Raw genomic sequence first — 11,838 nt, forward strand, 5'->3', positions numbered from 1 at the left:
AGATCTGAATTAACGAGATAAATACTTGGTCATATCCTCAATGCCTTTTAAGGTCATTGGGAACATATGATCGTCAAATATTTGCTTAATCATGTTAATTGTCTGAGTATAGTGCCAATAGCCCTGTTCTTCAGGATTTAACCACGCTGTTTTTTCAAAATGATTGCGCAAACGACATAACCATACATCACCTGCTTCTTCATTCATATATTCAACAGAACCACCAGCCGATTTTAACTCGTATGGCGCCATACTCGCATCACCAACCACGATGACGCGGTAGTCCTTACCATAGGTGTTGAATAAATCCCATGTGTTCATACGTGTAGAAGAACGACGGTGATTGTCCTTCCAAACATAGTCATACAAACAGTTATGAAAATAAAAATATTCTAAAGTTTTAAATTCGGTCTTGGCTGCACTAAACAATTTTTCACATTGTGCAATGTGAGAATCCATTGATCCGCCCACATCAAACAACATTAAAACTTTAATACGATTACGACGCTCAGGCACCATTTGAACATCTAAAATGCCCTGTTTTGCCGTTTCGTAAATCGTGCCGTTAATATCCAACTCTTCAGCGGCACCTTGACGAGCAAACTTACGCAAACGACGCAAAGCCATTTGCATTTGGCGTGTACCTAAAATTTGCTCATCATCGAGATTTTGATATTTACGCTGTTCCCAAACCTTTACAGCAGATTTTTTACGACTTGGCCCACCAATCCGCACACCTTCAGGATGATCACCAAAAGCACCAAAAGGTGATGTACCACCCGTACCTATCATACGGTTACCACCTTGATGCTTTTTATGTTGTTCACGCAAGCGTTCTTCCAACATTTTCATCAATTCTTCAAGCGAACCTGCTTTCAACAATTCAGCACGTTGCTCAGGTGTTAAATGCTTTTCCAGTAATTCTAAATCAAACCAATCTTTGGGTAATTTTTGAACTTTACTCAGTAAATCATCAAGATCAAAGGTATGGATACCTTCAAAATAATCTTTCATGGCACGGTCAAACTTGTCAAAGAATCTTTCATCTTTAACCATGACCGTTTTCACCAATTGATAGAAATCATCTTGATCTGCAAACACTAAACCTTGGCTGATTGCTTGGTTTAAATCGATCAACTCACGTGTTGAAACGGGTACACCGTATTTTCGTAGGGTATAAAATAATCGCACAAACATGTTGCGACTCTCCCATTAACGACGTGACATAAAGGCTAAACGTTCAAGCAATTGCACATCTTGTTCATTTTTAATCAATGCGCCATACAGTGGTGGAATCGCCTTTGATTTATCATGATTACGCAATACATCTTCTGGCATATCGTCTGCCATCAACAAACTCAACCAATCAATCAACTCAGATGTTGAAGGTGGTTTTTTCAAGCCTGGAACTTGGCGTAATTTGAAAAATACTTGCAATGCTTCCGAAACTAACGTTCCTGAAATATTTGGGAAATGTACTGCGATAATTTCACGCATTGTTGCTTCATCAGGGAATTCAATATAATGGAAGAAACAACGACGCAAGAACGCATCTGGAAGCTCTTTTTCATTATTTGATGTGATAATTACAATTGGACGTTGTGTTGCTGTAATCGTCTCATCTGTTTCATAAACAAAGAAAGACATTTTGTCCAATTCATGCAACAAGTCATTTGGAAATTCGATGTCTGCTTTATCAATTTCATCAATCAATAAAACACAACGTTCTTCACTGGTAAAAGCTTCCCACAATTTACCCGGCTTGATGTAGTTTTTGATATCGTAAACACGATCATCACCAAGCTGACTATCACGTAAGCGTGAAACAGCATCATATTCATACAAACCTTGCTGCGCTTTGGTTGTAGATTTAATGTGCCAAGTAATCAATTTTAGTCCTAAGCTTTCTGCAACCTGTTCTGCAAGCAAGGTTTTCCCTGTACCCGGCTCACCTTTCACCAATAATGGCTTTTGTAATGCACGGGCTGCTTTTACAGCCAGTCTTAAACTATCAGTCGCAATATATTGCTCAGTACCTGTGAATTGTTGAGAATCAACAGACATAAATAACCTTTATTTTTTATTTAAAGTGGTGAAATATTTTTTGCTACAGTGCTTTGTTTCGTACTTTTATTGGCTTTGTATTTAGACCAACAGAACCCAACAATCAAACACACACCTATGACAAATACGATCAATGCTAGATTTGACCATATCAATGGAGAATCTTTGGTTAAAATACCAAATAACAATCCAAACACAGCAGGTGCGACTTCAGAGTTAGGCCCTTCAGAAATTGTCGGTGTTGCAATAATTGCAAATACGATGATCCAAGTAATGCCACCAAGGGGTGAAGGCAACCGTTTTGCAATCGAATACCAACACCATAAAATCAAAACTGTCCCAAGAACATAGACTGAGATCGCAATATTATCTTCTGGTATAGAATCAAATAGGTGTAAGAAATTTGCCCATATTCCTGATAACTGTTCAAGCACCACGTAGTCCCTCTGGTTCAACCGCATTTGGGTTAATTAAACCCTCTGGCGGCATTTGAATAAAGAAGCCTTTTGTTTTCAATGAATCTAAAACATGTAACACATTGACACGTGCCAACTTTCTATCTTCATTTAAATCAAGATGCATAACATGCGTTGCACGACCAAAAGCAGCACGTAAAGGCTCAGACAAAACCTCTAAAGGATCAACATTCTCATCTTCATTTGGATGATTTGGACGAGCCACATAAAGATACATCTCATCTTTTTTGCTCGATTTATAAATATCACAATGCATTTTAAACAACAGCTTCAATTAAACTCATATCACAGCATACATGAAAAAAACGACGGATACAGTATCGAAAATTAACGCATCAGTCGTTATTTATGATCAATTGTTAAATATTTAACCAAGCCTAAATCTTTTCTTAAACCAAAGCTTTTTAGGTAAAAACTCTCAAAGAGATTATGAATTAATCATTCACTTTCATTTGAGTGCTTAAATAATTCAGATCGTTATGTAACATACCAATGAGCGGTTGTGTTAATAATTCATAACGCCAGCCCAATAAATAACGTGGCAAATCCTGTTCATCACCATGAAATACGACATGATGATATAAAGCATTTAGCCACTTCTTACGCATCAATACTTCTTTAGGTACTTTTGTTTCTAAAGAAATATTTGAAATTAATTCATCTACTTCAAGTGTGACACCTTTAGATGAATGCTTAATTGGTCGAGCTATACGTAACGGCCATTCATCTACTTCAGGCAAAAATTTCAATAAATCTAAAATGGTTTTACCATGTTCACGCACGATGTTTGGACGAATGCCTTTTACATGTGACAATTGAAAATTATTTTTAGGATTCATTTCAACCAAATCAATCATCGTCGAGCTTTTGAGAATAAAGCTGCGTGGCTGATTGAGTGCTTTGACCATTTCTTCTCGCCAAACACTTAATTGCTGTAATTGCATCAATTGTTTACGTGAATGTCGATAATTTCCAATATCGCTGTAAAGCTTTTCTTTTGGTGTTTCTAAGGCGATTTCAAAAGTCAAATTCTGACAATCTTCAATAACTTGCTGATATAAACTCTTTTCTTCTAATTCAGTCTTCACTTTTTCAGCCAAATGCATGATATATAAAACATCATTGGCAGCATAATTCATTTGTTCATTTGTCAGCGGACGTGCTAACCAATCTGAACGAGTTTGATCTTTATCAATATCGATATCAAGTACCAGCTTCAATGCATTCTGATAGCTCACTTGCAAACCATGTCCTAAGAAAGACAAAGCAACTTGAGTATCAAACACATTTTCTAAATGCTTCTTTTCTGAATAATGATAAATCAGATCGATATCTTCGCCACATGCATGGAAAATATTTTGTCGTGCTTGAAAAAGCTTATTCCAAAAAACTTGTAAATCTAAAGTTGTACCGTCGAGCAGAAACACTTGACCATTGACATTGATTTGGAACACACCGAGTTTAGGCCAAAGCGTATCGACTTTAATAAATTCGGTGTCTAGACCATAAGTCGATGTATGTTGCATTAAATTCAACACATTTTCGAGTTCGGTCTGCTGATTGATAAATTGAAACATGTCAGTTTGTGTCAAAATGTTACATTTAAATAAAATATGATTTTACCTGAATATATAAAATTTAAATATAAGATTTTTCAACTAATTCTCCATAAACATCTTATTTTTCAACAAAATTAACATTGCGTAACCATTTTATATATAGTTTTTACAACTAAGTAAAACAAAATTTTTTATAAAAATGATGAATATAAGCATTTCTTAAATTGCATTTTTGAGTCTACATAAAACTTTTTAATAAATGTAAAAAATTTTCAATAAAAAAGGATTTGTTCACCCTTTCAGACCAATTGCATTATCGCAAACTTATCCAAAAGATCAACAAACCCTTAAGTCGTTTTCTAGACTTGTTATTTCATACGCATTCGATTATGCACAGCTTGGCTAAGCGTATGACTATCCACATATTCTAACTCACCACCTTGCGGCACACCTTGAGCAATTCGGGTCATTTGCAAAGACAAATGCTTGGTTGCTTCTACCAAGTAATGTGCGGTGGCTTGCCCTTCTACAGTCGCATTGGTTGCTAAAATCACTTCTGTGATTTTGCCATCACTCAGTCTTTGCACTAAATATGGAATACCAATTTCTTCAGGACCAATACCATCTAAAGGAGACAAATGCCCACCGAGTACGTGATATTTACCTCTAAAGCTACCACTTTGCTCAATGGCCATGACATCTGCTGGTGATTCAACCACGCAAAGTAATTGATCATCTCTGTCATTTGAGCAACAAATATCACAAACTTCGTTTTCAGTCAGTGAGTGACACAGACTACATTCATGAATATAAGAAGTTGCTTCATTCAGCGCATGCGCTAAACCAATCGCTCCTTCTTTATTTTTCATGATTAAGTGTAATGCCATGCGTTGAGCCGATTTCGGCCCAACACTTGGTAAGATTCGCAAGGCTTGTACAAGCTGATCAAAACGGTCGCTAAACACCTGCTAATCCTTAGAACAAACCCGAAAGACCTGGTGGTAAGCCCATGCCTGAGTTTGCTTCTTTCATTTTTGCCTCAGAAATCACTTCAGCTTGACGTGCAGCATCATTCATTGCAGCAGCAATCAAGTCTTCGATCATATCAGGATCGTCTTGTAATAAGTCTGGGCTAATTTCAATACGCTTTACCACGTTACGGCAAGTCATTGTGACTTTAACTAAACCACCACCCGCTTCTGCTTGAACTTCAGTTTGAGCAAGTTGTTCTTTTGCTTTTTTAACATTGCTTTCCATGTCTTTTTGCATGCGTTGAGCTTGTTGCATCAGCATATTAATATTCATAAAATTCTCCGAACAAAATCCTAAATTTGGTCGCCATTGTAATCTAGGTTTAAAACAAAAACGATCCAAACCTAGCGCAATTGTTAAATAATAGTTAGGGTTTGTTGATTAAATTAAATCTAAACCATGTGAAAGATCACGAATAATATCATCAACGTCTTCTAAACCTACGGATACACGAATTAAACCTTCACGAATCCCTGCTGCTTCTTTGGCTTCAGGAGAAAGTTTACCGTGTGTTGTAGTGGCTGGATGGGTAATTGTAGACTTTGCATCACCTAAGTTACCTGTAATCGAAATAAATCTTGTATTGTCGATCACTTTCCAAGCACCTTCACGTTCATTCTTGACTTCAAATGAAACAATGCCACCAAAACCTGTTTGTTGCTTTGCAGCAAGCTCATGCCCAACATGATCTTTTAAGCCTGCAAAATAAACTTTTTCAACGTTTGGATGTGCAACCAACCATTCAGCAATTTTCTGTGCGCTTTCTGAATGTGCTTTCATACGTAAGCGTAAAGTTTCCAAACCTTTCAAAAATACCCACGCATTGAATGGACTCATTGAAGGGCCAGTGGTACGGACATAACCAAAAACTTCTTCAAGTAATTTATGGCTACCTACTACAGCACCACCTAGTGCACGACCCTGTCCATCTAAATATTTAGTCGCAGAATAAACCACTAGATCCGCACCAAACTTCAATGGTTGCTGCAACACAGGTGTACAGAAACTATTATCAATGACTAACAGTGCATCATGTGCATGTGCCAAGTCTGCTAAAGCTTGAATATCCGCAACTTCAGACAATGGATTTGATGGTGATTCTACAAATAGTAATTTTGTTTCAGGTCGAATTGCATTTTTCCATGCATCTAAATCTGTTAAATCGACAAAAGTCACAGCAACATTGAATTTAGCAACGTATTTTTCAAACAGCGACACTGTTGAGCCAAACACTGCACGTGAACAAATAACGTGATCACCAGCTTTAAGGAACGACATTGCCACAGCCATTATTGCAGCCATACCAGAACTGGTTGCAACAGCACGCTCTCCGCCTTCCAATGCAGCTAAGCGTTTCTCAAACATAGATACCGTTGGGTTGGTAAAGCGCGAGTAAATATTGCCTGGTTCAGCACCTGAAAACTTAGCCGCAGCTTCCGCCGCATTCTCATAAACGAATGATGAGGTGAGGAAAATGGGCTCACCATGTTCACCTTCAAAACTACGTGTATGACCTGTGCGAAGGGCTAATGTATCAAGTTGGTATTCAATGTCGTCGTGCTGGCTCATTTCAACTACTCAGTTCTAAAACTGCCTTTGTAAAATATTGCCAACATTTTGAGCGCGCTATGTATTTCAGGTCAAGGTATAATCTAAAATTATCACTTACACTTCGAGCATTCTGTACAAAAATGAGACAAAAAGCACTTATGGCACACATTATGACGAAGTTCCAAGAACGAAAATCGAAATTAAAGAATTTATCTACTCGTATTTTCAATGGCGAGTCATTGGTGTTATCTCAAAGTACACCATATGAAGTTATTGCAGAACATAACCAAACTAAAATCCGCTACTACGCTGCGGCTGAAAGAAAATTTAAAGAACCTCTGGTTTTCACAGCACCTTTAGCCATTAATATGGCGATTTATGACCTCTATCCATATCGCTCTTTGGTCAAATATTTCTCAGAACAAGGTTTTGATGTCTATTTATTGGATTGGGGCAAACTCAATTATGATGATCGTTTCCTGAATTTTCTGAACTTTATTGATGAATCAATTCCCTACTGCATTAACAAAATTCGTGAACACGCTAAAAGTGAGCAAATTTCACTGCATGGTTGGAGTATGGCTGGAATTTTCGTCCTCCTTTATACAGCCTTTAAACAACCCAATTATGTTAAAAATTTAATTGTATTAGGCAGTCCTATTGATAGTTATGCCTCTGGTGGTATTGGTAAACTGTACAAAAAGATCAATGGTCTGATCACAAAAAGCCCTAAATTACAAAACACACTCTATAAAGGCGGGCTTCCTAAAAAACTGATTCACACCCCCGGAATATTGAATTCTATTGGTTTTAAAGTACTTGATCCTAAAGGCTGGTATCAAGGACATAAACAATTACTTCTAAATCTCGATGATGAGCAACTATTACATGAACATGCCACGCTTGGAAATTTCCTCAATCATATGATTGATTATCCGGGTGGTGTAAACCAAGATATGCTATTTAATGTATGGTTACAAAATCCGTTAAAAGATGGTGCTATTCATCTGAGCAGACATAAAATCGAACTCAAAAATATCGGTTGTTCATTGATGGTTGGAGCAGGTAAAGGTGATCAAATGGTTACTGCTGATTCAGTTAAGCCTTTAATCGAATTGACAAAGAGTACAGATGTCACGTTTACTCTTATTCCCGGAGGGCATTTGGTTCTGATGTCGAGTCAAAAAAGCGCAGATGAATTTTGGCCAACACTCGCTCAATGGTTAGCACAACGTTCGATAAAAATCTAAAACTTTAAGGAATAGTATGAATACCTCAGTTGCATTTATAGGTTTAGGCGCAATGGGTTACCGCATGGCGGCCCATTTACCGAAACACTTCGATACGGTTTATGTCTGGAATCGAAATTTTGATAAAGCCAAACAACATGCAACTGAGTACCATACGCAAGCCGTAGAATTACAACAAGCAGTACAAGCGGATATTATTTTTTCTTGCTTGCCTACCAGCCAAGATGTTGAAAATTTAATTGAAACTGTAGACATAAAATCAGGTGCAATTTGGGTCGATTGTACTAGTGGAGTTCCTGAATCCGCACGTAAGCTATCACAACAACTCGCAGAAAAAAATGTAAAATTTTTAGATGCCCCTGTGAGTGGACAAACCATTGGCGCAGAAAATGCGACATTAACCTTTATGGTTGGTGGTCAAAAAGCTGCATTTGATCAAGCTTTGACTGCTATGCAAGTAATGGGCAAACTGATTAAACATGTTGGAGATTCAGGTGCAGGATTTGCTGTAAAAGCAGTGAATAACATGATGATGGCTGTACACCTATGTGCCGCTGCAGAAGGATTTACAACACTTAAAGCACACGGTGTAAACCTCAATGAAGCGCTCGATTGTATCAATGCATCTAGTGGAAAAAGTGGTGTGACAGAATCTGTCTTACCACAACGTGTTTTTAATCGTAGCTTCCCTTTGACTTTTGCATTACCATTATTAGCCAAAGATACAGGAATTGCTGTTGATTTAATTCGTGAAGCAAAGCTTTCAGCACCTGTTATTGGTTTGACTCAAAGTTTAATTCAAACTGCAAATAGCTTAGCGGAGCCTGATAGTGACTTCTCCACTGCAATAAAAATGTATGAATTATGGAATAAAATTACATTGGATTAATTTTTCGCCATTGAATAACCACAATCAAACCTTATAATCTAATAAAGTGACAAACTGATATGTCAAATTTGAGGTCGTCTCATGAATAAATATGTAATTGCAACATTTTCAGCTTTATCAATCCTTATGGGTTCACAAGCTTTTGCCGATGATAATGTGCAAGAATGTAAAAAACTACAAGATGATTACAATGTCATCTATGCTTCAAAAGGCTTTTGTTTTAAAGATCCTGAAGCAAAAGCGAAATATGGCAATGATAATTGCTATACCAGCAAACCTAAATTTTCTGAAAAAGAACAACAACGCCTTGATTCAATTAAAGAGCGTCAGAAACAACTGAATTGTAAATAATAGCTTTATTAATTTAAGGAAATAATCATGGCTTATGATGATCAGAACATTTTTGCACGAATTTTGCGTGGTGAACTACCTGCAATAAAAGTGTATGAAGATGATCAAGTTCTTGCATTTATGGATATCATGCCTCAAGCCGATGGTCACACGCTGGTTATTCCTAAAAGCCCAGCACTCACCTTACTAGACCTTGATCCTGATGTTGCCGCCTATACCATCAAAGTCGTTCAGAAAATTGCACAAGCAATTGAAAAAGCTTTAGATGCTCAAGGTATTGTTTTAATGCAACTTTCAGGCGCATCAGCAGGTCAAACTGTGCCGCATGTTCACTTCCATCTCATCCCAACTTCAGTACATGAATTAGGGCGACATGCAGCACAAATGGGTGATCAAGAAAAAATTAAAGGTTTTGCTGAAAAAATTAAAGCAGCATTGGCTTAAATTAAAACCTTTAAAATCAATGAGGCTTTTATAGCCTCATTTTTTATTCAAAAAATATAACAACCAAATCACGTCATCAAACTGTCATTTATTCTTCACCAACATGTAACAAAATTTGCTGATACTGCATGCAAGTTAGTAAGCAATGAATATTTCAATACTTACTAAATAAAAAAAGCAACGGCAAATGCCTATTGAACATGTTTTGGAGAAATCTCAATGAAAAAAGTGCTACTCGCTGCAGCAATCGCCACTATTAGTTTAAACGCAGCTCAAGCAGCGCCTACATTGTACGGTAAACTCAATGTATCTTTAAACCAAGTAGATAATGTAACCGCTGCTGGTAATAATGAAACTCAATTAAATTCAAACGCTTCTCGTATTGGGGTTAAAGGCGAAGAAAAATTAACAGATAATGTTGGTGTTGTTTACTTAGCTGAATTTGGTTTTGCAACAGATGGGGCTGGTTCTGATGCAGAATGGAGCGCACGTAACCGCTACTTAGGTCTTAAATTCAATAATGTTGGTACACTAAAAGCAGGTAAATACGACTCGTATTTCAAAACGTCTGCTGGAAAATATCAAGATATTTTCAATGATGACACTAACCTTGATATCACTAAAACCATGTATGGTGAAGAACGTTTAAATAACGTTATCGGTTTTGAAACAGATAAAAATTTATTGATCCCTGGTTTACAATTCAACGTCCAAGCTCAAACGGGTGAATCAAGCAGTACAGACCCTAAAATGGGTGAAACTGGTGATGATAATAAACGTGATAGCCTTGATTCATTCTCAACTTCAATCACTTATGAAAACAAAGATATCGGCTTAGCAACAGGTATTGCAGGTAACTTTGGCGTGCAAGGTGCTTATAATGCGCTTGATGGTAAAAAATACTACTCAGATGCAATTCGTGTGACTGGATCTATAGGCCTTACACAAATTGGCGCTGATGGCCTTGTATTCGGTGCGTTATATCAACAAGCTGAACCTACAGATGATGTTGTTGCTTACAAAGATTTGAAAGAAAAAGCATGGGTAGTTTCTGGTACATATAGTATTCCAAGCACACCATGGGCTTTAAAGGCACAATATCAGTCAGCTAAAACAGAATGGACAAACAATGATCGCAAGATTGATCAATATGGTCTTGGCGTAGATTACAACTTCAACAAACAAGCACGTTTTTACGGTGTAGTTGCTCAACAAAAACGTGACTGGTATGTAGACAATGATAAGAAAACAGTTTTCGGCTTAGGTATGGAATATAACTTCTAAATCAAAGCTTTAAATCAATAAAACTGCTTTTAGAATAAACCGAGTTAATCACTAACTCGGTTTTTCTTTTGTAAAATGACTTTAGTAAAAATAATGACATACATACTACAAAAGCCCCATCAGGACGATGGGGGTTTCTTTTTATTTATGTGTTTAAAATTTATAGATTTTTTAAATAATCAATAATCACTTCATTTTCGGCCATTTCTGCGAGCTCTAAAGCTGTATATTCAGCTTTATAATTTACATCTGCACCTTTGTGAATTAACAACTTAACAATTTCCAGATGATCATTTTCAGCAGCAGCATGTAAAGCACTATAGCCTTCATCATCTGTTTGATTTGGATTTACACCTTTTGATAATAATTGCTCTACCTGTTTAATATCACCTAAAGATGTAGCATAAGTTCAGGAAGACGTAATTCTGCATCATTTTCGGGAACTGGGGGAGAATGAGTTGAGTTTCATTACCATTTTCTTTGTAGGTACATTTTCGACATTTTAAATAAGGCAGATTCAACTAGCAAGTGCGACAGTTAAATATCCAGCCATAATCTCACTGGGTGTACACCATCCCATACTACAAAGTTATAATCAGTATCTAAGTCGATCCATAATTGCTCCTTATTGAATCTCATAGGGTTTTTATCCCGATTTAACATGAGATTTTCACATTGGTTACACTGTATGACAGACATTTTTTGTGAAGCTATGAATCTCGTATCTTGACAAATATATTTAAGACCATACTTTTCTAATAGTAATTTTATCTCCTTATCTAAAGACTCTAACCTTTCATCAAAAGTATTTTCAACTATTTCATCTTCAATTGTTTCAAAATAACTATATAACCGCCGAATCGCATATTGCTTCACACAAGCATCCTTTTATCTTATTTATTAATTCATACTGAAAATATTATAAATTCTTTATCAAT

14 protein-coding genes and 1 pseudogene are annotated in these 11,838 nt (G+C 36.7%); 5 read left to right on the top strand and 10 right to left on the bottom strand.

Going from position 1 to position 11,838, the window contains the following annotated elements; translation table 11 throughout:
• Positions 1-9: 9 nt before the first annotated feature.
• From GGG_RS0110130 to GGG_RS0110165, 8 genes are all read right to left on the bottom strand, one after another.
• On the bottom strand, positions 10-1,197 hold the full coding sequence (locus tag GGG_RS0110130; RefSeq protein ID WP_010114594.1) for a VWA domain-containing protein: 1,188 nt from the start codon (positions 1,195-1,197) through the stop codon (positions 10-12).
• Between the two features lie 15 nt (positions 1,198-1,212).
• A complete protein-coding gene (locus GGG_RS0110135; RefSeq protein ID WP_010114595.1) occupies positions 1,213-2,064 on the bottom strand; it encodes a MoxR family ATPase in 852 nt (283 codons plus the stop codon).
• A 20-nt stretch (positions 2,065-2,084) separates the two neighbouring features.
• Positions 2,085-2,498, bottom strand: a complete 414-nt coding sequence (locus GGG_RS0110140; protein WP_010114598.1) for a hypothetical protein — start codon at positions 2,496-2,498, stop codon at positions 2,085-2,087.
• On the bottom strand, positions 2,491-2,796 hold the full coding sequence (locus tag GGG_RS0110145) for a YcgL domain-containing protein (RefSeq protein WP_010114599.1): 306 nt from the start codon (positions 2,794-2,796) through the stop codon (positions 2,491-2,493). The genes GGG_RS0110140 and GGG_RS0110145 overlap by 8 nt, the downstream gene beginning before the upstream one ends.
• Before the next feature lie 178 nt (positions 2,797-2,974).
• Positions 2,975-4,117, bottom strand: coding sequence for an HRDC domain-containing protein (locus tag GGG_RS0110150; protein ID WP_010114602.1), 1,143 nt, complete (start codon positions 4,115-4,117; stop codon positions 2,975-2,977).
• 350 nt (positions 4,118-4,467) lie between these two features.
• Entirely contained in the window at positions 4,468-5,064 is a 597-nt protein-coding gene (recR, locus tag GGG_RS0110155) for a recombination mediator RecR (RefSeq protein ID WP_010114604.1), read from the bottom strand.
• 10 nt (positions 5,065-5,074) lie between these two features.
• On the bottom strand, positions 5,075-5,404 hold the full coding sequence (locus tag GGG_RS0110160; protein WP_010114606.1) for a YbaB/EbfC family nucleoid-associated protein: 330 nt from the start codon (positions 5,402-5,404) through the stop codon (positions 5,075-5,077).
• 108 nt (positions 5,405-5,512) lie between these two features.
• Positions 5,513-6,700 (bottom strand): O-succinylhomoserine sulfhydrylase, encoded by a 1,188-nt coding sequence (locus GGG_RS0110165; protein WP_010114608.1) that lies wholly within the window; start codon positions 6,698-6,700, stop codon positions 5,513-5,515.
• A gap of 152 nt (positions 6,701-6,852) precedes the next feature.
• On the opposite strand from GGG_RS0110165, the gene GGG_RS0110170 reads away from it, so the two are divergent.
• The 5 genes from GGG_RS0110170 to GGG_RS0110190 all read left to right on the top strand — a co-directional run bounded on the left by GGG_RS0110170 (position 6,853) and on the right by GGG_RS0110190 (position 10,900).
• A complete protein-coding gene (locus GGG_RS0110170; RefSeq protein ID WP_227500495.1) occupies positions 6,853-7,932 on the top strand; it encodes an alpha/beta fold hydrolase in 1,080 nt (359 codons plus the stop codon).
• Between the two features lie 16 nt (positions 7,933-7,948).
• On the top strand, positions 7,949-8,821 hold the full coding sequence (locus GGG_RS0110175; protein WP_010114611.1) for an NAD(P)-dependent oxidoreductase: 873 nt from the start codon (positions 7,949-7,951) through the stop codon (positions 8,819-8,821).
• Positions 8,822-8,902: 81 nt separating this feature from the next.
• The gene (locus tag GGG_RS0110180; RefSeq protein ID WP_010114612.1) at positions 8,903-9,172 is read left to right on the top strand and encodes a YARHG domain-containing protein; all 270 of its coding nucleotides are present in this window, start codon (positions 8,903-8,905) and stop codon (positions 9,170-9,172) included.
• A 27-nt stretch (positions 9,173-9,199) separates the two neighbouring features.
• Positions 9,200-9,616: an HIT family protein gene (locus tag GGG_RS0110185; protein ID WP_010114614.1), complete on the top strand. Its 417-nt coding sequence runs from the start codon at positions 9,200-9,202 to the stop codon at positions 9,614-9,616.
• Between the two features lie 219 nt (positions 9,617-9,835).
• On the top strand, positions 9,836-10,900 hold the full coding sequence (locus GGG_RS0110190) for a porin (RefSeq protein ID WP_010114616.1): 1,065 nt from the start codon (positions 9,836-9,838) through the stop codon (positions 10,898-10,900).
• Positions 10,901-11,060: 160 nt separating this feature from the next.
• Here the strand turns inward: GGG_RS0110190 and GGG_RS19695 are convergent.
• Both GGG_RS19695 and GGG_RS19700 read right to left on the bottom strand, forming a co-directional pair.
• Positions 11,061-11,369 (bottom strand): annotated as a pseudogene (locus tag GGG_RS19695) (ankyrin repeat domain-containing protein).
• 68 nt (positions 11,370-11,437) lie between these two features.
• Entirely contained in the window at positions 11,438-11,776 is a 339-nt protein-coding gene (locus tag GGG_RS19700) for a hypothetical protein (protein WP_010114618.1), read from the bottom strand.
• Positions 11,777-11,838 lie beyond the last annotated feature (62 nt).

The sequence above is a fragment of the Acinetobacter sp. P8-3-8 genome (assembly GCF_000214135.1).
GTDB lineage: Bacteria > Pseudomonadota > Gammaproteobacteria > Pseudomonadales > Moraxellaceae > Acinetobacter.

Coding starts and splice junctions, on each gene's coding strand:
- GGG_RS0110130 (WP_010114594.1), bottom strand. CDS start 1,197: ATGTTTGTGCGATTATTTTATACCCTACGAAAATACGGTGTACCCGTT.
- GGG_RS0110135 (WP_010114595.1), bottom strand. CDS start 2,064: ATGTCTGTTGATTCTCAACAATTCACAGGTACTGAGCAATATATTGCG.
- GGG_RS0110145 (WP_010114599.1), bottom strand. CDS start 2,796: ATGCATTGTGATATTTATAAATCGAGCAAAAAAGATGAGATGTATCTT.
- GGG_RS0110150 (WP_010114602.1), bottom strand. CDS start 4,117: ATGTTTCAATTTATCAATCAGCAGACCGAACTCGAAAATGTGTTGAAT.
- GGG_RS0110160 (WP_010114606.1), bottom strand. CDS start 5,404: ATGAATATTAATATGCTGATGCAACAAGCTCAACGCATGCAAAAAGAC.
- GGG_RS0110165 (WP_010114608.1), bottom strand. CDS start 6,700: ATGAGCCAGCACGACGACATTGAATACCAACTTGATACATTAGCCCTT.
- GGG_RS0110170 (WP_227500495.1), top strand. CDS start 6,853: ATGACGAAGTTCCAAGAACGAAAATCGAAATTAAAGAATTTATCTACT.
- GGG_RS0110175 (WP_010114611.1), top strand. CDS start 7,949: ATGAATACCTCAGTTGCATTTATAGGTTTAGGCGCAATGGGTTACCGC.
- GGG_RS0110180 (WP_010114612.1), top strand. CDS start 8,903: ATGAATAAATATGTAATTGCAACATTTTCAGCTTTATCAATCCTTATG.
- GGG_RS0110185 (WP_010114614.1), top strand. CDS start 9,200: ATGGCTTATGATGATCAGAACATTTTTGCACGAATTTTGCGTGGTGAA.
- GGG_RS0110190 (WP_010114616.1), top strand. CDS start 9,836: ATGAAAAAAGTGCTACTCGCTGCAGCAATCGCCACTATTAGTTTAAAC.